The sequence below is a fragment of the Paraburkholderia sp. 31.1 genome, from assembly GCF_014397645.1.
Lineage (GTDB): Bacteria > Pseudomonadota > Gammaproteobacteria > Burkholderiales > Burkholderiaceae > Paraburkholderia > Paraburkholderia tuberum.
The window spans coordinates 24,977-45,182 of the sequence record NZ_VZQN01000016.1; the positions used below are offsets into that span (position 1 = coordinate 24,977).

The 20,206-nt window shown below is 64.2% G+C and carries 21 protein-coding genes and 1 other RNA gene; 11 read left to right on the plus strand and 11 right to left on the minus strand.

What is annotated here, in order from left to right; genetic code table 11:
• Positions 1–156 precede the first annotated feature (156 nt).
• The 5 genes from F6X37_RS14320 (at position 157) to F6X37_RS14340 (ending at position 2,646) form a co-directional block, all read left to right on the plus strand.
• A complete protein-coding gene (locus F6X37_RS14320) occupies positions 157–516 on the plus strand; it encodes an ATPase (RefSeq protein WP_090803421.1) in 360 nt (119 codons plus the stop codon).
• On the plus strand, positions 513–827 hold the full coding sequence (locus tag F6X37_RS14325; protein ID WP_018419691.1) for a cell division protein ZapA: 315 nt from the start codon (positions 513–515) through the stop codon (positions 825–827). Before F6X37_RS14320 ends, F6X37_RS14325 begins: the two co-directional genes overlap by 4 nt.
• 66 nt (positions 828–893) lie before the next feature.
• Positions 894–1,075, plus strand: a non-coding RNA gene (gene ssrS / locus F6X37_RS14330) — 6S RNA.
• Between the two features lie 141 nt (positions 1,076–1,216).
• Positions 1,217–1,675, plus strand: a complete 459-nt coding sequence (locus F6X37_RS14335; RefSeq protein WP_187611783.1) for an EVE domain-containing protein — start codon at positions 1,217–1,219, stop codon at positions 1,673–1,675.
• 245 nt (positions 1,676–1,920) lie between these two features.
• The gene (locus F6X37_RS14340; protein ID WP_187611784.1) at positions 1,921–2,646 is read left to right on the plus strand and encodes an SIMPL domain-containing protein; all 726 of its coding nucleotides are present in this window, start codon (positions 1,921–1,923) and stop codon (positions 2,644–2,646) included.
• 94 nt (positions 2,647–2,740) lie between these two features.
• Here F6X37_RS14340 and lgt read toward each other — a convergent pair whose 3' ends face one another.
• Positions 2,741–3,646 (minus strand): prolipoprotein diacylglyceryl transferase, encoded by a 906-nt coding sequence (gene lgt / locus F6X37_RS14345; protein WP_187611785.1) that lies wholly within the window; start codon positions 3,644–3,646, stop codon positions 2,741–2,743.
• A 60-nt stretch (positions 3,647–3,706) separates the two neighbouring features.
• Entirely contained in the window at positions 3,707–4,693 is a 987-nt protein-coding gene (locus tag F6X37_RS14350; RefSeq protein WP_090803415.1) for a LysR family transcriptional regulator, read from the minus strand.
• Positions 4,694–4,851: 158 nt separating this feature from the next.
• On the opposite strand from F6X37_RS14350, the gene ilvD reads away from it, so the two are divergent.
• Positions 4,852–6,525, plus strand: a complete 1,674-nt coding sequence (gene ilvD, locus F6X37_RS14355; protein ID WP_187611786.1) for a dihydroxy-acid dehydratase — start codon at positions 4,852–4,854, stop codon at positions 6,523–6,525.
• A 147-nt stretch (positions 6,526–6,672) separates the two neighbouring features.
• Positions 6,673–7,011: a c-type cytochrome gene (locus F6X37_RS14360; RefSeq protein WP_187611787.1), complete on the plus strand. Its 339-nt coding sequence runs from the start codon at positions 6,673–6,675 to the stop codon at positions 7,009–7,011.
• 24 nt (positions 7,012–7,035) lie between these two features.
• Here the strand turns inward: F6X37_RS14360 and F6X37_RS14365 are convergent, their stop codons facing one another.
• The 3 genes from F6X37_RS14365 to F6X37_RS14375 form a co-directional block, all read right to left on the minus strand.
• Entirely contained in the window at positions 7,036–7,863 is an 828-nt protein-coding gene (locus F6X37_RS14365) for a DUF2486 family protein (RefSeq protein ID WP_187611788.1), read from the minus strand.
• A gap of 84 nt (positions 7,864–7,947) precedes the next feature.
• A complete protein-coding gene (locus F6X37_RS14370) occupies positions 7,948–8,364 on the minus strand; it encodes a DNA polymerase III subunit chi (protein ID WP_187611789.1) in 417 nt (138 codons plus the stop codon).
• A gap of 52 nt (positions 8,365–8,416) precedes the next feature.
• Entirely contained in the window at positions 8,417–9,928 is a 1,512-nt protein-coding gene (locus F6X37_RS14375; protein WP_187611790.1) for a leucyl aminopeptidase, read from the minus strand.
• Positions 9,929–10,065: 137 nt separating this feature from the next.
• Between F6X37_RS14375 and lptF the strand changes: the two genes are divergently transcribed.
• Genes lptF through F6X37_RS14390 form a run of 3 tightly spaced genes read left to right on the plus strand, consistent with a single transcriptional unit; the run spans position 10,066 to position 12,734 of the window.
• The gene (gene lptF / locus F6X37_RS14380; protein WP_184059661.1) at positions 10,066–11,163 is read left to right on the plus strand and encodes an LPS export ABC transporter permease LptF; all 1,098 of its coding nucleotides are present in this window, start codon (positions 10,066–10,068) and stop codon (positions 11,161–11,163) included.
• Between the two features lie 3 nt (positions 11,164–11,166).
• Entirely contained in the window at positions 11,167–12,315 is a 1,149-nt protein-coding gene (gene lptG, locus F6X37_RS14385) for an LPS export ABC transporter permease LptG (RefSeq protein WP_187611791.1), read from the plus strand.
• A gap of 38 nt (positions 12,316–12,353) precedes the next feature.
• Entirely contained in the window at positions 12,354–12,734 is a 381-nt protein-coding gene (locus F6X37_RS14390; protein ID WP_187611792.1) for a sirohydrochlorin chelatase, read from the plus strand.
• A gap of 57 nt (positions 12,735–12,791) precedes the next feature.
• On the opposite strand, the gene cobA is transcribed toward F6X37_RS14390, so the two are convergent.
• From cobA to F6X37_RS14420, 6 genes are all read right to left on the minus strand, one after another.
• Entirely contained in the window at positions 12,792–13,547 is a 756-nt protein-coding gene (gene cobA, locus F6X37_RS14395; RefSeq protein ID WP_184059800.1) for a uroporphyrinogen-III C-methyltransferase, read from the minus strand.
• 86 nt (positions 13,548–13,633) lie between these two features.
• A complete protein-coding gene (locus F6X37_RS14400) occupies positions 13,634–14,950 on the minus strand; it encodes a sulfate adenylyltransferase subunit 1 (protein ID WP_187611793.1) in 1,317 nt (438 codons plus the stop codon).
• A gap of 24 nt (positions 14,951–14,974) precedes the next feature.
• Positions 14,975–15,937, minus strand: a complete 963-nt coding sequence (gene cysD, locus F6X37_RS14405; protein ID WP_090803401.1) for a sulfate adenylyltransferase subunit CysD — start codon at positions 15,935–15,937, stop codon at positions 14,975–14,977.
• 101 nt (positions 15,938–16,038) lie between these two features.
• Positions 16,039–16,785: a phosphoadenylyl-sulfate reductase gene (locus F6X37_RS14410; RefSeq protein ID WP_184059665.1), complete on the minus strand. Its 747-nt coding sequence runs from the start codon at positions 16,783–16,785 to the stop codon at positions 16,039–16,041.
• A complete protein-coding gene (locus tag F6X37_RS14415; protein ID WP_187611794.1) occupies positions 16,782–17,324 on the minus strand; it encodes a DUF934 domain-containing protein in 543 nt (180 codons plus the stop codon). Before F6X37_RS14415 ends, F6X37_RS14410 begins: the two co-directional genes overlap by 4 nt.
• A 21-nt stretch (positions 17,325–17,345) precedes the next feature.
• On the minus strand, positions 17,346–19,025 hold the full coding sequence (locus F6X37_RS14420) for a nitrite/sulfite reductase (RefSeq protein ID WP_187611795.1): 1,680 nt from the start codon (positions 19,023–19,025) through the stop codon (positions 17,346–17,348).
• A 225-nt stretch (positions 19,026–19,250) separates the two neighbouring features.
• Here F6X37_RS14420 and F6X37_RS14425 point away from each other — a divergent pair, with 225 nt between their 5' ends.
• The gene (locus tag F6X37_RS14425; RefSeq protein WP_184059671.1) at positions 19,251–20,192 is read left to right on the plus strand and encodes a CysB family HTH-type transcriptional regulator; all 942 of its coding nucleotides are present in this window, start codon (positions 19,251–19,253) and stop codon (positions 20,190–20,192) included.
• Positions 20,193–20,206: the final 14 nt, after the last annotated feature.

Sequence of the window (20,206 nt, forward strand, 5' to 3'; positions counted from 1 at the left end):
TATTGTCCGATGGATTACCGGTTTTTTACCTTATGGTCGACGACGCGACACCCAACGAACCTGCACGAAGCGATGCTGTTACGTCTCGAAACGAGACAATTGTCGGAACCTGTAATATTCCGCGCTAAAATGCGATGTCTTTAGAGGACGCAGCACATGCTCACCGAACTCGAATCACTCTCCCAGAACATCGGCAAGCTGATTGCGATCAGCCAGCGCCACAACGAAGCGCGGCTCGCGCTCGAAGAGCAGCTCGCGCAAACGCGTGCCGAAGTGCAAGCCACGCATGCGGAACTCGCGCAATTGCGCGAAGAGCGCGACGCACTGCAGGCGGAACGCGACGCGCTGTCCGCCAAGATCGACGACGCTCAGGTGCGCCTGAATGCGATTCTCGAAAAATTGCCGCGCGCACGCGCGAGCAGCGAACCGGATAACCAGCTCGATCTGCTCGAGTCCGCCCAGCCCGGACACGAGGAAGCGGAAAGCGACGTGAGCCGACACGGAGAAAGCGCATGACCACCAAGCAGATCGAAGTATCGATTCTCGAAGTACCCTATCGTCTCGCCTGCTCGCCGGAAACGGAAGGCGCGCTGCTCGAGGCGGTCGCGCGCGTCGACGCCGAGATGAAGAAAATCCGCAGCGGCAGCAACGTGCGCGGCACCGATCGCATCGCGGTGATGGCTGCGCTGTCGCTGGCATCGGAACTGCTTAAACTGCAAAGCAGCGTGCGACACGGAGAAGCATTTCCTGCTGAAGAAATCCGGCGTACAATGCAGCAAATGAACGAACAGCTAGGTACTGTGATCGAGCAGTACAGCTTGCAGTAAGCAGTAGTGGGCCGGTTTCGAATCGGTCACGTGTTGAACGGTTTGGGTTGTAGCTTCATCGGTTTAGCTTCCCTGCCTGGTTCGCCAAGGTCATACATTCCTTGAACCAATGCCATGTGCACGGTTGCGGAAATTTGTAGCACGGGTGTGCGCGTCACTCAGTCTGATGTACCCGAAGTGTTGCTAACTGCGACCAATTCTGAACCCTCGGTTCAGGATGCCGGCCTAGCGGCTAAGGCGGGGACCTTATCTGGAACGGCATCGGACTTCGGTTCGATGCCGTTTTTCTTTGGTCGTCGTTTTTTCGTTTGAGCGCCTTTTTCAGGGGCTTTTCCGTACGCGCCTGCTGTTGTTGCGCTTCGTTCAATCTCACACGCTCACTCCGATTCATGCGCTACTGGCTGATGAAGTCCGAACCGGACGAAGCAAGCATCGACGACCTCGCCAACGCACCACATCGCACCTTGCCGTGGACCGGCGTACGCAACTATCAGGCGCGCAACTTCATGCGCGACGTGATGCAGGTCGGCGACGGCGTGCTCTTCTATCATTCGAGCTGTCCGGAGCCCGGCATCGCGGGCATCGCGGAGGTCTCGTCGAGCGCGTATCCGGACCCTACGCAGTTCGATAAAAAGAGTCCGTACTACGACGCGAAATCGTCGCCGGAAACGCCGCGCTGGATGCTCGTCGACGTCGTGTTCAAGAAGAAAATCGGGCTGATTCCGCTTGCCGCGCTGCGCGAGCATGCCGAATTGCAGGACATGCGCGTGCTCGCCAAAGGCAATCGCCTGTCGATCACGCCGGTGACCGAAGCCGAATGGCGCTTCATCACTAAACAGCTGGTTTAAGGGCGAACGCGCGACGCGGCACCTGTCGTGATCGCATCCAGGTCATCGTTTCCGATGCGGCGGCGAAGCACTAATTGGGGAACCAAGCGTCGGTAAAACGCGCCTAATCGGTCGACGAAAGCGTGAACTCGAACCGGCCGCTCGACGGCAAGCCGATGCATTCGCCAGCGCATCCGTCAAACCGCGCGCCACTACCCGGCGCTCGCGTCGAACGTGCACAACCTGTTCAAACAAGGATTCCAGTCATGACGACAAAAACCGCACGGTCCCTCGCACTTGCGCTCGCCTTGGGCGCGCCTGTGGCACTTGCACTGAACCCTGCGCCCGCTCGAGCGCAGACCATGATGCCGCAGCCCTCGGGCGTGCTGTCGCTGAATGCGCAGGCGAGCGCGGAAGTCCCGCAGGACGAAGTCGAAATCACGCTGTTTTACGAGCAGGAAGCGAGCGAGCCGTCGTCGCTGACGTCGACGCTGAACGAACGCGCCGACGCGGCATTGCAGAAAGCGCGCGGCGTCAGCGGCGTGACCGCGCGCTCGGGCGCGTTCTCGATCTTCCCGTCGACGGACCGCGACGGACGCATCACGACGTGGCGCGGCCGCACGGAAGTCGTGCTCGAATCGCGCGACTTTGCCGCGGCATCGAAGCTCGCCGGACAGATGGCATCGATCATGCAGGTTGGCAACGTGCGTTTCTCGCTGTCGCCGCAAGCGCAGCGCGCAGCCGAACAGCGGCTCAGCGGCGAGGCGATCAAATCGTTTCGCGAGCAGGCCGCGGCGTCCTCGCAGGCGTTCGGCTTTAGCGGCTATTCGATCCGCGAGGTCAACGTGAATCACAGCGGCGTGATGCCGCGTCCGATGATGATGATGAGCGCACGCGCGATGGGCGCCGACGCGAAGAGCGCGCCGCTGTCGCTCGAAGGCGGCACGTCGACGGTGACGGTCAACGTGTCGGGGTCGGTGCAGATGAAGTGACGCGCAAGCGCAAGCCCAAACAGAAAACGCCACGGCATCCATCGATGCCGTGGCGTTTTTTCATGCAACACTCGCTACGCTAGCCGAGCGCCACTCAGTTCGCGCCAACCGCCTGCGCCGGCTCGCGACGCCCACGGCGATACGCCCACACCATCAGGCCGATGCCCGCGAGAATCATGGGCAGCGACAACCATTGCCCCATCGACAGCCCCATCGCGAGCAGGCCGAGGAAATCGTCCGGCTCGCGCGCGAATTCGACCGTGAAGCGCGCCAGGCCGTAGCCGATCAGGAACATCGCGGAAATCGCGCCGAGCGGCTTCGGTTTGCGCGAGAAAAAGATCAGCACGAAGAACAGCGCCACGCCTTCGAGCGCGATCTCGTACAGCTCCGACGGATGTCGCGGCAGCATGTGATATTGCGCGAACACTTCGTTCAGATGCCATTGCGCGGCCAGTTGCGGATGCGCGGCGAGCCATGTGGCGTCGTCAGGCGCGGCGCCGGGAAACAGCATCGCCCACGGCGCCGACGGATCGGTCACGCGGCCCCACAGCTCGCCGTTGATGAAGTTGCCGAGGCGCCCCGCCGCGAGGCCCGTGGGCACCATCGGCGCGACGAAGTCGGTGACTTGCAGCCACGAGCGCTTGCGCTGATAAGCGAACAGCATCATCGCGATCGTCACGCCGAGAAAGCCGCCGTGAAACGACATGCCGCCTTCCCACACCTTGAAGATGTCGAGCGGATGCGCGAAATAAAAGCTCGCCTTGTAGAACAGCACATAGCCGAGCCGGCCGCCGAGGATCGTACCTAGCACGCCGTAGAACAGCATGTCGTCGATATCCTTCGCGGTCCAGCCTTGCGCGGCGACATACGGCAGCCGCAGCCGCAGCCGGGCGACGACGATCGCCGCGACGAATGCGACGAGGTACATCAAGCCATACCAGCGCACGGCGAGCGGCCCCAGATGGATGGCGACAGGGTCGAAATTGGGGTGAATGAGCATCGTGTAGTTATGGGCAGTTCAGGTTCGAAAGCAGTTTTTACAGGGAAGCAGAAGCGGGATCTAGACACGCGACGCGACGCTCGCCGCATGCGCGCGCACGATGTCGATGAAGCCCGCCAGCACCGGGCTGACCTCGTCGCTGCGCCAGACGAGGCCCGTCTCGATCGCGGGCACCGACTCGGACAGCGGCCGGTACACGACGCCCGTGCGCCGCAGGTTACGCAGCGATTGCGGCACCAGCGCGACGCCCATGCCGGCCGACACGAGACTCACGATGGTCTGCATCTGGATCGCCTCCTGGCCGATCCGTGGCGCGAGGCCGGCAACGCCGTAGCAATCCATAATGATGTCATAAAAGCCTGGCGCGAGACGCCTTGGGAAGATCACGAGCGGCGCGTCGGCGACATCGCGCAGGCTGACGGGCATGTCGAGCCATTCGGCGGCGGGATCTTCGGCGGCGCTGCCCTTGCCGTTTGCGTTCACGCTGCCCCGCAAGCCTTGCGCCATCTCCGTCGACATCGCGATCACGAGCGGCTCGCGCGCGATCGGCAGCCACGACAGCTGCGCCGCATGCCGCGACGGCAGCGGCGCGATCACCAGACCCGCGTCGATACGCCCGGCCACCAGTTCCTCGACCTGCACGTCGCTGGTCGCCTCGGTCAGTTCGAGCCGCACGCGCGGATGCCGCGCGCCGAAATCGCGCAGCAGCAGCGGCAGCAGGCCGTAATCCGCAGTCGACACGAACGCGAGCGACAGCACGCCCGCCTCGCCGCGCGCGAGGCTCTGCGCGAGCGGCCTGAGCCCTTCCGCGGCCGCGAGCAGCCGCTGCACCTCCGGCAACAGATCGGCGCCGACCGCCGTCAACTCGACCGAGCGCTTGGTGCGCGCGAACAGCTCGACGCCGAGCGTCTCCTCGAGCGCGCGGATCGCCTGCGACAGCGGCGGCTGCGTCATCGACAGACGCGCGGCCGCGCGCCCGAAGTGCTTTTCTTCGGCGACGGTGACGAAATAGCGCAACTGGCGCAGGTCGGGGATCGTCGGCAGCATGATTGATATATTTTACGACCTGAATAACCGCGAATAATACACACGACGCGAGTCACGCAAAACCGCCGGTTTGCACGGTCTGGCGGAACTACACTGAACGGATGCGCGCGCGCACGCCGCCGCGCGCTTTCATCAGAACAGCCAGACTGGAGCTCTCCATGGCCTACAACCGTCGTTCGAAGAACATCACGCAAGGCATCGCGCGTTCACCGAATCGCTCGATGTACTACGCGCTCGGCTACCAGAAGGAGGATTTCGACAAACCGATGATCGGCGTCGCCAACGGCCACTCGACGATTACGCCGTGCAACGCCGGCCTGCAGCGTCTCGCCGACGCGGCCGTCACCGCGATCAGGCGCGCCGACGCGAACCCGCAGACCTTCGGCACGCCGACGATCTCGGACGGCATGTCGATGGGCACCGAGGGCATGAAGTACTCGCTCGTGTCGCGCGAGGTGATCGCCGATTGCATCGAGACCTGCGTGCAAGGGCAATGGATGGACGGCGTGGTCGTGATCGGCGGCTGCGACAAGAACATGCCGGGCGGCATGATCGGCCTCGCGCGCATGAACGTGCCGGGCATCTACGTGTACGGCGGCACGATCCGGCCGGGCAACTGGAAAGGCACCGATCTGACGATCGTGTCGTCGTTCGAGGCGGTCGGCGAATTCACGGCGGGCCGCATGTCGCAGGAGGATTTCGAGGGCATCGAGAAAAATGCGTGTCCGTCGACCGGTTCGTGCGGCGGCATGTACACGGCCAATACGATGAGCTCGTCGTTCGAGGCGCTCGGCATGTCGCTCATGTATTCGTCGACGATGGCGAATCCCGACCAGGAGAAGGTCGACTCGGCCGCCGAATCGGCGCGTGTGCTCGTCGAAGCCGTCAAGAAGGATCTGAAGCCGCGCGACATCATCACGAAGCAGTCGATCGAAAACGCAGTTGCCTTGATCATGGCGACCGGCGGCTCGACCAACGCGGTGCTGCACTACCTGGCGATCGCGCACGCGGCCGAGATCGAATGGACGATCGAGGACTTCGAGCGCATGCGCAAAAAAGTGCCGGTGATCTGCAACCTGAAGCCGTCGGGCCAGTACGTCGCCACCGATCTGCACAAGGCGGGCGGCATTCCGCAGGTGCTGAAGATCCTGCTCGACGCCGGGCTTCTGCACGGCGATTGCATGACGATCACCGGCAAAACGATCGCCGAGGAGCTGAAGGACGTACCAGCCAAGCCGCGCAGCGATCAGCAGGTAATCTTCCCGATCGACAAGGCGCTCTACGCCGAAGGCCATCTCGCGATCCTGAAGGGCAATCTGGCCGAAGACGGCGCGGTCGCCAAGATCACCGGGCTCAAGAACCCGGTCATCACGGGCCCGGCGCGCGTATTCGACGACGAGCAGAGCGCGCTCGAAGCGATCCTCGCCGACAAGATCGTCGCCGGCGACGTCGTCGTGCTGCGCTATCTTGGCCCGAAGGGCGGCCCCGGCATGCCGGAAATGCTCGCGCCGACCTCGGCGATCATCGGCAAGGGGCTCGGCGAATCGGTCGGGCTCATCACCGACGGCCGCTTCTCGGGCGGCACCTGGGGCATGGTGGTTGGGCACGTCGCGCCGGAGGCGTTCGTCGGCGGCACGATCGCGCTCGTGCACGAAGGCGATTCGATCACGATCGACGCGCACCAGCTGCTGCTGCAACTGAACATCGACGATGCCGAGCTGCAGCGCCGCCGCGCCGCATGGCAGGCGCCGAAGCCGCGCTACACACGCGGCGTGATGGCCAAGTATTTCGCGCTCGCGCAGCCGGCGAATCGAGGGGCGGTGACGGGGTAATGACCGCGGCCGGCGCGGCCCGCCCCGACAGGGATAACCCGCCGCCACGTTACGCGAAAACGCAAGGGGCGCACGAAAATCCGTGCGCCCCTTTGCTCTTATAATGCGTGCACCACGAGCCGGGCATCTGCACTGGCGGAGACCATAATGAAATCGATGTCGTACGCGGCCGTAGCAGCCACTATTGCGCTCGCCGCCGCATTGAGCGCCGCCAGTCCCGCAGCCCGTGCCGAAACAGCCGGGCTCGCGCTCGCCCAGCAGAAGAACTGCATGAGCTGCCACTCGGTCACTCGCCCGTTCATGGGGCCGGCGCTGCACGACGTTGCAGCCCGCTATGCGGGACGCAACGACGCCGCCTCCTATCTGAAGCGCAAGATCCTCGATGGCGGCACCGGCGCATGGGGAACCGTGCCGATGCCCGCCAACACGCAACTGACGCCCGATCAGGCGGCCACGCTGGCGGCTTGGGTGCTGACGCTCAAATAACGGCGCTCTCAGCTCACCGCGGCGTCAACGCGGCGTCAACGCGAGCGCCGCGATTTCTTCTTCCACCGCGTCACGTACCCAATCGGTCATCTCGGCTTCGAGCGTCTGCGCGACCTCGCGCGTGATCTGACTCACGAGCAGACTCGTGTGCTGCTGCACTGCATCACGGCAGCGCGCCTCGATGATGCCGCGCCCCTCGCCCGTCAGAAAACGCTGGAAGCGTCCGTGCAAACGTGCGGCGAGCGCGTCGGCATCGAGTGTGGGCTGAGCGGGAGCGGCTTCGTGCGCGCCTTCATGGTCGATATCCGGCGGCACGGTCGCGCCGGCTTCGAGCGGTATGAAGGGCTCGGTACGATCGAACACGCCGGGCGACACCTCCACGTCCTCATGCAAGTCGTCATGCCCATGTCGCACATGAATGCCGTGATGCGGCCGTGCGTGTTTTCTCGGGTGCGTGTGATCAGCCACGTGCGGCTGATGAAGCTCGGTCTGCGCGAGAGGCTCATGCTCCGCCGCATGCGGGGCTTCTCGCGTCGGCCTCGGCTCCGGCACGAGCACGGGCTCCGGCGAACTCAGTTGCTCGGGCGTGGGCACCGGTTGGGGCGCGAGTACCGGCTCGGGCGCCAGCGTCGGGTCGGCTCGATGCGCGGGCGGTGGCACGAACGCGGGCTCCGTGCGGGAAGCGGGCTCGAGCACCGCCGCCGGTTGCGCGACGGCTGGGCTTGCGGGCCCGGCGCCCGGCTGGGATGCAGGCGCGGCGGCATCGGTCGACGCCTCGCGCGTCTCGCGCGCGCGGCCCGGCACGAGGACCTCGTTCAGGACCGGAATCGAATTGTCGTGGGGATCGGACACGTGCGCTCTCCGTGTTTGAGTCGAAGCCAGGGCAGGCGGTCCGCATGCCGCGTTCCTCGCGGCCATGACGCGCAGCGCAACGAACTAGCCGCCCTGTTTGTAGTTGTTCAAAGCATAGCCGCGATCGCGATAGAAGCGATAGCGCTCGCGGCCCGCAGCGAGTTCCTCGTGTGCGTTACCGACCACTTCGAGCAATCTTTCGAAGCGCGCGAACTGCGCCGGCACCGTTGCGCCCAGATTGAGCAGCACCTGATGATGCGGCACGTCGTCGAGATTCGTGGCCAGCACGACGGGCGTGTCGGCGGCAAGCGGCGTGCCCGCCATGCAGTGCGGCACGAACTCAAGCGGCGAGAAGGTCCACAGCATTTCGTCGAAGGCGCGCAGGCGCGCGGGCTCGGCCAGCACGACGAGCGGCTGGCCCGCCAGATACGCCTTGCGCACGAGGCGACACGCGTACAGCAGCGAATCGCCGACGTTCGAGTGAAAGTCGATTCTCGTCATCGGCCGCTCCGCCCCGCTTGTCGCGCGCCGTGCGCGCGCTGACCGCACTGCGTCATTGGCCGGCGCGGTCGATCAGGAACTGCGCGAGCAGCGGCACCGGACGGCCCGTCGCGCCCTTCGCGGTGCCGCTCTTCCACGCGGTGCCGGCGATGTCGAGATGCGCCCACGGGTACGAATCCGTGAAACGCGACAGGAAGCACGCGGCCGTCACGCTGCCCGCCGGACGCCCGCCGATATTCGCGACGTCCGCGAAGTTCGACTTCAGCTGGTCCTGGTACTCGTCGTCGAGCGGCAGGCGCCATGCCGGGTCGGCCGCTTCGCGCGACGCGTCGAGCAGTTCGCCCGCGAGCGTGTCGTCCTTCGAGAACAGGCCGCTGTTGTGATGGCCGAGCGCGATGATGCAGGCGCCCGTCAGCGTCGCGATGTCGATGACCGCGGCCGGCTTGAAGCGCTCCGCGTAGGTGAGCGCGTCGCACAGAATCAGGCGGCCCTCGGCGTCGGTGTTCAGCACCTCGATCGTGAGGCCCTTCATGCTGGTGACGATGTCGCCCGGCTTGGTGGCCGTGCCCGACGGCATGTTCTCGACGGCCGGAATGATGCCGACCACGTTGATCTTCAGGCCCATCTCGGCGACCGCGCGCAGCGTGCCGAGCACCGAGCCCGCGCCGCACATGTCGTACTTCATCTCGTCCATGCCCTCGCCCGGCTTCAGCGAGATGCCGCCCGTGTCGAACGTGACGCCCTTGCCGACCAGCACGACCGGCGCGGCCTTCGCGGCGGCGCCCTGGTACTGCAGCACGATGAACTGCGCCGACTCGACCGCGCCCGCGGTGACCGACAGGAACGAGCCCATCTTCAGCGCTTCACACTGTTTCTCGCCGAGCACCTCGACCTTCAGCTTCCAGTCTTTCGCGAGCTTCTTCGCGGTGTTCGCCAGATAGGTCGGCGTGCAGACGTTGCTCGGCAGATTGCCGAGCTCGCGCGTCAGGTCCATGCCGTTGGCGAGCGCGGCGCCCTGCCTGGCGGCGAGCTTGGCGGCCTTCTCGTCACCGGTGTTGACGCTGAACACGATGCGCTTCAACGCGCGCGGCGTGTTCTCCGGCTTGCTCTTCATTTGCGTGAAGCGGTAGGTCAGCTCACGCAGCGCGAGGATCGCGGCGCGCACACACCAGTCGGCCGTGCGTTCGAGCACCGGCAGTTGCGCGAGCGTGAACGTGACCTGAACGATCTTCGTGCCGAGCAGCGCGCGCCATGCGGCGCGGACCGCCTCGCCGTAGGCTTTCTGACTGAAAGCGTCCTGTTTGCCGAGCCCGACGAGCAGCACGCGCGACGCGCCGATGCCCGACACCTCGTGCAGGAACAGCGTGGTACCCGCCTTGCCGTCCATGTCACCTGCCTTGATGACGCGCGTGAGCAGGCCCTTGGTGGCCGCGTCGATCTCCAGCGCGGCGCCCGACAGCGTTTGCGACTCGAACACACCGATCACGATGCAATCGGATTTCCCCGTCAGGAAACCGTTCGTCGAGCCTTTGGTCCAATCACAGGCTTTTATGCTAAAGTCCATCGCGCTTGTCCTCGGATAAAATCTGGGCTTAGGATGAAAGCCGCAATTATCCGCTATTTTTCCCGCGGCGGCTGCACCGGAGGCGTGACGGGAACGAATCCCCGCGTCGCCGTGAGCGCCCCCTCTCGTCATCAACAATGATCTTTGAACGCTCCCTCCAGCGCGAGCTCGCGTACACGGCTGGCGCCGTGTTCATGGTTCTCCTCACGCTCGTGCTGACGACGATGATGATCCGCATCGTCGGCTTCGCGGCCTCGGGCGAGGTCGACCCGCGCGACGTGCTGGTCCTGATCGGCCTCACCGTGATCGGCTATCTGGCCATCATGCTCGTCGCGACGCTGTTCGTGTCGATCCTGTTCGTGCTCACGCGCTGGTACAAGGACTCCGAGATGGTCGTATGGCTGTCCTCGGGCGTCAGTCTCACGCAATTCATCAAGCCGATCGGCATTTTCGCCACGCCGATCATCATCCTGATCATGTTCTTCGTGTTCGTCGGCTGGCCGTGGTCGAACCAGCAGAGCAAGCTGATCCGCGCGCGCTTCCAGCAGCGCGACGAAGTCTCGCTGCTCGCGCCGGGGCAGTTCCGCGAATCGCCGACCACGCATCGCGTGTTCTTCATCGAGAAGATGTCGCCCGACCAGGGGCATGTGGAAAACGTGTTCGTGACGAGCACCGAAGGCGGCAAGGTCAACGTCGTGGTGTCGAAGAACGGCCACATCGAGACGCACAAGAACGGCGACCGCTTCGTCGTGCTGGAAAACGGCCGCCGCTACGACGGCGAACCGGGCCGCCCCGATTTCCGCATCATGGAGTTCGAGCGCTACGGCGTGAAGATCCAGAGCCAGCCGGTCGTCAATACGCCGACCACCACCGGTTTGCCGACGCTCACGCTGCTGCGCAATCCCACTAAAGAGAACCTCGCCGAATTCGCGTGGCGCGCGGGTCTTCCGCTGATCGCGATCAACCTGATGCTGCTCGCCATTCCGCTCGCGCACCAGAACCCGCGGCGCAGCCGCACGATCAACCTCGTGATGGCCGTGTTGATCTACCTCACTTATTCGAATCTGCTGAACGTCGTGCAGGCGTGGATCGAGCAAGGCAAGATGTCGTTCGGCGTCGGGCTCGTGATCCTGCACGTGATCGTGCTCGGGATCGTCGCGTTCATCTTCTGGATGCGGGTGCGCAACCGGCCGCTATTTACGCGCGCCATGTTCAGCCGTTCGCAGGGAGCCTGAGCGATGCGCATTTATGAAAGGTATTTCGCGCGTCAGATCTATCTCACGTTCGTGTTCATCCTGTTTGCATTTTCAGGTCTGTTCTTCTTCTTCGACCTGATCAACGAACTGAACTCGGTCGGCCACGGCAACTACAAGTTTCAGTACGCGGTGCTGCGCGTCGCGCTGCAAACGCCGTCGCGTTTCTACGAAATCATTCCGGTCGCGGCGCTGATCAGCGCCATCTACGTGTTCGCGCAGATGGCGGCGAACTCCGAATACACGATCTTCCGCGTATCAGGCCTCGCGACGAATCAGGCGCTGCGCTCGCTGCTGAAGATCGGCATTCCGCTCGTGATCGTCACCTATCTGATCGGCGAAGTGGTCGGCCCGTATACGGATCAGCTCTCCGAGCGCGTGCGGCTCGAGGCGCTCGGCTCGTCGGTGTCGAGCAACTTCCAGTCGGGCGTGTGGGTCAAGGACACGCTGACCGAGCGCGCCGACGGCGAGCAGGTCACGCGCTTCGTCAACGTCGGCGAGCTGAAGCCCGACGCGACGATCAGCAACGTGCGCATCTACGAGTTCGATTCGAAGTTCCGCCTGTCGAACATTCGCATCGCGAAGAGCGGCCGCTATCAGCCGCCGGGCCACTGGCTGCTGACCGGCGTGACCGATACGCAACTGCTCGACGTGGCCCCCGCTCCGGGTACGCCGGCAGATGCGCTCAATCCGGTCTATCGCGCGAAACAGGTCACGCTGCCCGAGTATTCGCTGCGCTCGGAGCTGACGCCGCAGATCCTGTCGGTGCTGCTGGTGTCGCCGGACCGGATGTCGATGTTCAATCTGTTCCGCTATATCCAGCATCTGACCGAGAACCATCAGGACACGCAGCGCTATGAAATCGCGCTGTGGCGCAAGGTGCTGTATCCGTTCGCGGTGTTCGTGATGCTGGTGCTGTCGCTGCCGTTCGCATATCTGCATACGCGCGCGGGCGTGGTCGGCGTGAAGGTGTTCGGCGGCATCATGCTCGGCATGAGCTTCCAGCTGTTCAACACGCTGTTCTCGCATATCGGCACGCTCAATACGTGGCCCGCGCCGTTGACCGCGGCGACACCTGGGCTCGTCTACCTGGTGCTGGGGCTCGTCGGGTTGAAGTGGGTCGACCGGCACTAACGCCAGTGCGTTGAGGGGCATCGTCAGGAGCTGATGCGATGGCTATGCACGGACTGATTCTGTTTGGCCACGGCGCGCGCGATGCGCGCTGGCGCGAGCCGTTCGAACGGCTCGCCGACAAGCTGCGCGCCGCGCGCGCGGCGACGGGCCAAGCTCCTGCGGTTACGCTCGCCTTTCTCGAACTGATGGAACCCGACCTGCCGACGGCCGTCGCGCAACTCGTCACGCAAGGCTGCGATGCGATCACCGTGGTGCCGGTGTTCTTCGGGCAAGGCGGTCATGTCCGCAAGGATTTGCCCGCGATCGTCGATCATTGCCGCGCCGCGCATCCCGGTGTCGAGATTCGCTGCGCGGTGGCAGTCGGCGAGGATGATTCGGTGCTGGATGCGCTCGCGCAGTATTGCTTGCGGCAGCTCTGATTTTTTCGTTCTGGTTGCTCAGATTCGCCGCTCTCGGCTCGGCCCTGCCGAGGATATTCAGGCCGCGACCAGCATCCCATTCGACGCGCGCTTCGCCTCGGTCTGCCGCGCCGCGAACGCCTCGCCGATCATCAACAGACTCGGCTGCGACGCATCGACCCAGCGCTGCGCTTCGCCGGCCGCAAGATCTTCCAACGTCAGCGTCAGCATGCGTTCGCGCGGCGTGCTGCACGCCTCGACGATCGCCACGGGCGTCGTCGCGGGCTTGCCAGCATCGATCAGTTGCTGCGCGATTTCGACGCCGCTGTCGCGGCCCATGTAGAACACCAGCGAATCGGCGTTGACCTGCTCGCGGATCTCATCGGAACCTGGCGCGCGGCTGAACGTCGCGAGCGCGACGCTGCGCGACACGCCGCGCAGCGTCAGCGAACGCTTCAGCGTGGCCGCGCTCGCCAGCGCGGCGGTGATGCCCGGCACGACTTCATACTCGATGCCCGCGGCTTCGAGCGCGCGCATCTCTTCGTCGGCGCGGCCGAACAGCATCGGATCGCCGCCCTTCAAACGCACGACCACGTCGTGCTCCAAAGCCGCATCGACGATCTGCTTGTTGATGAACTGTTGGGCCGTCGATAGCTGGCCGCAGCGCTTGCCGACCGCAATGCGCTTCGCCCGCGCGGGCGCGTAGTCGAGCATCGCCGGCTCGACCAGCGCGTCGTGCAGCACGACGTCGGCGGCGCCGAGCAGCCGCGCGCCGCGCACCGTAATCAGGTCCGCGGCACCGGGTCCCGCGCCGATCAGATAAACCTTACCCATTAACATCAACCTGTTCGTTGGAGCGTACGCGGCGGCGCGTTGCGTCGCCTGTGTGGCCCGTCCGTCGCCTGCTAGCCTTGCCGTGCTCAGGCGGAAAACGCGCGGATCATGCCGGCGGCGACCGTGTGGTTCGTCGCCTCGTCGATCAGCACGAACGCGCCGGTGCCCTGATGCGAGTCGTACGCGTCGCACACGAGCGGCTTCTGCAAGGTCAGCGCGACACGACCGATGTCGTTCATCGCCAGTTCCTTGCGATCGGTCGCCTGCGACAGCGTATGCACGTCGAGCACTTCCTTGATCGCGCCGATCTTGGCGAACACCGTGCTGGTGGTCTGCTTCAGCAGATACTTGCGCTGCGTCGACAGCGGCGCGTCGTCGAACCAGCAGAGGTCCGCTTCGAGCTTCTTCGCCGGCTCCGGCGCCGCTTCGCGCAGCACGAAGGTGTCGCCGCGCGACACGTCGACGTCTTCCGCGAGACGGATCGTCACCGTCTGACCGGCGAACGCACGGTCCACCTGCGCGGTGCCGCCGACCACCGGCGCGATGATCTCGGCCACGGTCGCTTCGCGATTGGCCGGCAACACGACGATCGTGTCGCCGAGCTTCACTTCGCCCGATTCGACCCGGCCCATGTAGCCGCGGAAATCGTCGGCCTGGCTGCCGTCCTGGCGCGCGACCCACTGCACTGGAAAGCGCAGCGCCTCGCCGTTCGTGGTTTCGACCGGCAGCGCTTCGAGCACGTCGAGTAGCGGCTCGCCCGCGTACCACGGCATGCGCTCGCTCGCCGTGACGATGTTGTCGCCCTTCAGCGCCGACACCGGCACGAAGCGCACGTCCTGCAGACCGAGGTGACGCGCGAGCTCGACGTAAGCGTCGCGGATCTCGTTGAAGCGCGCTTCGCTGTAGTCGACGAGGTCCATCTTGTTGATCGCGACGATCACGTGCTGCAGACCGAGCAGCTTCACGATCGCGCTATGACGCTTGGTTTGCGGCAGCAGTTGCGCGACGCCGTTTTCGAACGTCACGCGCGTCGCGTCGACGAGAATGATCGCCGCATGCGCGGTCGACGCGCCCGTCACCATGTTGCGCGTGTACTGCTCATGACCCGGCGTATCGGCGATGATGAACTTACGCTTGGCGGTGGCAAAGTAGCGGTAGGCGACATCGATCGTGATGCCCTGCTCGCGCTCGGCTTCGAGGCCGTCGGTCAACAGCGACAGATCGATTTCATCGCCGACGGTGCGCTTGTTCTTCGCGCGCGACAGCGCCGAGAGCTGGTCGCTCAATACCGCCTTGCTGTCGTACAGCAGGCGGCCGATCAGCGTGCTCTTGCCGTCGTCGACGCTGCCCGCGGTGATGAAACGCAGCACGCCGAGGTCTTCTGGTTGATGAATACTGCTCATGGTTGCTTTGCCTTCGTCGTGTGCTTAGAAATAACCCTGCTTCTTGCGCTGCTCCATCGCCGCTTCCGACACCTGGTCGTCCATCCGCGTCGCGCCGCGTTCCGTGATTTCGGTGACGGCCGTCTCGGCGATGATCTTCTCGATGACGTCCGCGTCGCTTTCGACCGGGCACGTGCAGCTGATGTCGCCGACCGTGCGGAAACGCACGAGCGCCTGTTCGCTCGTCTCACCCTCGCGCATCGGCGTGAGCGGCGTGACCGGCACGAGCAGGCCGTTGCGGCGCACGATCTCGCGCTGGTGCGCGTAGTAGATGGACGGCAGTTCGAGCTGTTCACGCGCGATGTACTGCCACACGTCGAGCTCGGTCCAGTTCGAGATCGGGAACACGCGCATGTGTTCGCCGTTGTGCAGACGCGCGTTGTACAGGCTCCACAGTTCCGGGCGCTGCGCCTTCGGGTCCCACTGGCCGAATTCGTCACGGAACGAGAAGATGCGCTCTTTCGCGCGGGCCTTTTCCTCGTCGCGGCGCGCGCCGCCGATCATCGCGGTGTAACCGTACTGCTCGATGGTTTCGAGCAGCGTCACCGCCTGCGCGGCATTGCGCGAATCCGTTTCGCGACGCAGACGCACGGTGCCGCGCTTGATCGAATCTTCAACATGGCCGACCACCAGTTCCGCGCCGATCTGTTGCGCGCGACGATCGCGGAAGTCGATCACTTCGTCGTAGTTGTGGCCCGTGTCGATATGCACGAGCGGGAACGGTAGCTGCGTTTTGCGGTTCGCACCGAGGCCGAACGCCTTCAGTGCGAGCGCGAGCACCACGACGGAATCCTTGCCGCCCGAAAACAGCAGCGCCGGCTTGCTGCATTCGGCGACCAGTTCGCGCAGGATGTGAATCGACTCGGCTTCGAGCCAATCGAGGTGATCCATCCGGTTGACCGTGTTGGCAAGTGGAGCGTTGACAGTGGAATCGAGCGTGGTGCTCATAGCGGGTCCTTCGTTGGTTCGCCCGGCAAGCGCTGCTCGCACGGGCGAAAATATTCAGATCGGTTTCGGCGGTAGTGCGCCGCAAGCTCGGTACGCGGCGCTCAGGCCGACGCGTTTTCGTTGCGCTCGACCGCAATCGGAGTAATCGCCGTGATATGCAAGCCGCATTCCTTCGTATCGCGCGACTCCCACCACCAGCGCCCCGCCCGGCTGTCTTCGCCGGGGCGGATCGCACGCGTACACGGCTCGCAGCCGATGCTCGGATAACCGCGCGCATGCAGCGGATTGACCGGCACGTCGAACGCACTAAGATAATCCCAGACTTCGGCTTCGGTCCAGTCCGCGAGTGGATTGAACTTGGCGATGTTGCGCGCGTCGTCGTGCTCTTCCTCGTGCAGCTCGGCACGCGTGACCGATTGCTCGCGACGCTGCCCGGTCACCCAGGCGCTGACCTCGGCAAGCGCGCGATTGAGCGGCTCGACCTTGCGGATCTCGCAGCAGCGCTTGCGCAGCTCGACGCTTTCATAGAATGCGTTCAGGCCGTGCCCGTTCACATACTGCTCGACCGCGGCCGCCTGCGGATGAAACTGCTCGATGTCGTAGCCGTAGCGCTCTTTCACGCGGTCGAGCATGCCGAGCGTTTCCGCATGCAGACGCCCCGTGTTCAGCGAAAAGATGCCGATCTTCACGCCGCGCGACAGGATCGCATGCGTGAGCAGCATGTCTTCGGCCGCGAGGCTGCTCGCGAGCTTCACGTTCGCGTGACGCGCGGCGATCGAGTCGAGCAGCGCGTCGAGACGCTCGACCTTCGCTGCGAGCTCCGGGCTCAACGATTGGGCGGCGCTCATGCCGGGACCTTGGCGGCGCCAGCCTGCGCGGCACGGCGGCGGAACAGCGGCGACGTGTCCACGGCGCCCTGGTACTGCACGCTAAAGTCGTCGAACGCTTTCAACGCGTCGTTGATGTCCTTGTCGGCGCGCAGTGCATACGCGTCGAAGCCGCAGCGGAGCATGAACGTGATCTGGTCGCGCAGCACGTCGCCGATCGCGCGCAGTTCGCCCTTGTAGCCATAGCGCTCGCGCAGCAGACGGCCGATGCTGTAGCCACGGCCGTCGCGGAACACCGGGAAGTCCACGGCGATCAGCGCGAGCTTGTCGAAGTCGCCGGCGATGTCCGCCGGTTCGTTATCCGGCGCGAGCCATACGCCGATGTCGGCGGCTTGACGCGCGGCCACGAGCGCTTCACGCTCGGCCTGCCACAGCGCCAGCGGCACGATGACCTTGCCGGCCGGCAGTTCGGCCACTGCCGGCAAAGCGCCGTCTTCCGCGGCACGCACGACGCTCCAGTCGTCGTTGACGATCGCGCGGTTCTTGATGATTGAAGCCATCTGTTCAGTATCCTTTCGCGGTTACGCGTGAGCCGGTTGACGCGCGGCGTACACGCGCTCCTTGAACGGCGCGATGCCGATGCGGGTGTACGTATCGATGAAACGCTCGCCTTCCTGGCGGTTTTCCACGAACGTATCGATCACCTTCGTCATCACGTCGGGCATTTCCTCGGCCGAGAACGACGGGCCGATCACGCGGCCAAGGTGAGCGCCGGTCGCGCCGGTGCCCTGCTCGCCGCCGAGCGTCACCTGGTACCACTCGGAGCCGTCCTTGTCGACGCCCAGAATGCCGATGTTGCCGACGTGATGGTGACCGCACGCGTTGATGCAGCCCGAGATGTTCAGCGACACGTCGCCGAGGTCGTACACGTAGTCGAGATCGTTGAAACGTTCCTGGATCGCGAGCGCGATCGGAATCGACTTCGCATTCGCGAGCGAGCAGAAGTCACCGCCCGGGCACGAGATGATGTCGGTCAACAAGCCGATGTTCGGCGTCGCTAAACCCTGCGCCCTGGCCTTTTCCCACAGCGCGAACAGGTCGCGCTTCTTGACGTCGGCGAGGATCAGGTTCTGTTCGTGCGACACGCGGACCTTGCCGAACGAGTATTCGTCGGCCCAGTCGGCGACCGCGTCCATCTGCACGTCCGTCGCGTCGCCCGGCGCAACCGTGGTCGGCTTCAGCGACAGCGTGACCGACGCGTAGCCCGACACCTTGTGCGGACGCACGTTACGCTCGACCCAGCGCGCGAACGCGCGGTTTTCCAGCAGATGCTTTTCGAACGACGTATCGGTGTCCGGCAGCTTGTCGTAAGCGGGCGGCGCGAAGTATTGCGTCACGCGATCGACTTCGGCCTGCGTGAGCGTCGACGGGCCGTCCTTCAGGTGCTGCCACTCTTCTTCGACCTGCGCGGCGAACTTCTCCGGCGAGAGCGCCTTCACCAGAATCTTGATACGCGCCTTGTACATGTTGTCGCGGCGGCCGTAGCGGTTGTACACACGCAACACGGCTTCGCTATAGGTCAGCAGGTGCTGCCACGGCAGATCGCGGCGGATCACCGCGCCGACGATCGGCGTGCGGCCCAGACCACCACCGGCGAGGATGTCGGCCACCAGTTCGCCCTGTTCGTTCTTGCGCAGATACACGCCCATGTCGTGGATCTGCACAGCCGCGCGGTCTTCCTTCGAACCCGACACCGCGATCTTGAACTTGCGCGGCAGCCACGCGAATTCGGGGTGGAACGTCGACCATTGACGCAGGATTTCGGCCCACGGACGCGGATCGACGACTTCGTCGGGCGCGACGCCGGCGAATTGATCGGCGGTGATGTTGCGAATGCAGTTGCCCGAGGTCTGAATGCCGTGCATCTGCACCGAGGCGAGCTTGCGCAGAATCTCCGGCGTTTCTTCGAGCTTGATCCAGTTGTACTGGATGTTCGAACGCGTCGAGAAATGGCCGTAGCCGCGGTCGTGTTCGCGCGCGATCTGCGCGAGCACGCGCATCTGGTCGCTGCGCAAGTTGCCGTACGGAATCGCGATGCGGTGCATGTACGCGTGGCGCTGGTAATACAGACCGTTCTGCAGGCGCAGCGGACGGAATTCCTCTTCGCTCAATTCGCCCGACAAGCGGCGGCGAACCTGATCGGCGTACTGCGCGACCCGTTCATCGACGATGGTCTGGTCGTACTGATCGTATTGGTACATTCGGGGGCCCCAATTTTTCGAAACTTGCGTGACACGCGACCGTCCGGATCGGCCGCGGCTTGAATACCGGCTTTGTCAGCTATCGCAAGCGAGCGTTTAGACCCATCGCTCATTTGCTTATAACAAATACAGATATCCATATTGAAAAAGATGGACAGATCGTAATAAACTCGCCTTATATTTCAAACGACTAAAAAATTCTTTTTATATGCGGCGAGGTTATATATGAACCTGCACCAATTCCGCTTCGTCCGCGAGGCTGTGCGGCAGAACTTCAACCTCACCGAAGCGGCCAAGGCGTTGTTTACCAGCCAGCCGGGCGTCTCGAAGGCGATCATCGAGCTGGAGGACGAACTTGGCGTCGAAATCTTCACCCGCCACGGCAAGCGCGTGCGCTCGCTGACCGAGCCGGGCCGCATCATATTGCAATCGGTCGAAAAAATCCTGCAGGAAGTGGAAAGCCTGAGGCGGGTCGGCAAGGACTTCGCGGCGCAGGACCAGGGCAATCTGACGATCGCCGCCACCCACACGCAGGCGCGCTACTCGCTGCCCGCGGCGATCGCGGAGTTCAAGAAGCGCTTTCCGAAGGTTCACCTTTCAATTCTGCAAGGCAGCCCGACCCAGGTCGCCGAAATGGTGCTGCACGACCAGGCCGACCTCGCGATCGCGACCGAGGCGATCTCGAACTACAAGGATCTGGTGTCGCTGCCCTGCTTCCAGTGGCACCACGTCGCGGTGATGCAGCCCGACCATCCGCTGCTCGAGCGCAAGCTGCTGTCGCTCGACGACCTGACCCAGTACCCGCTGATTACGTACGACAACGCGTTCGCCGGCCGCACCAAGATCAACGAAGCGTTCCGCCTGCGCGGGGTGCATCCGGACATCGTGCTCGAGGCGATCGACGCCGACGTGATCAAGACCTACGTCGAGCTGGGCCTCGGCGTCGGCATCATGGCCGACATCGCGTTCAACGCCGAGCGCGACCGCCATTTGCGCGCGATGCCGGTCGGCCATCTGTTCGGCAGCAACGTGACGCGCGTCGCGCTGAAACAGGGCGCGTATCTGCGCAGCTACGTGTACACGCTCGTCGAGCTGCTGTCGCCGAGCCTGAACCGCAAGCTGATCGAGCAGGCGCTGAATGGCGAACACGAAACCTATGAGCTTTGAACCGCGTCCATACC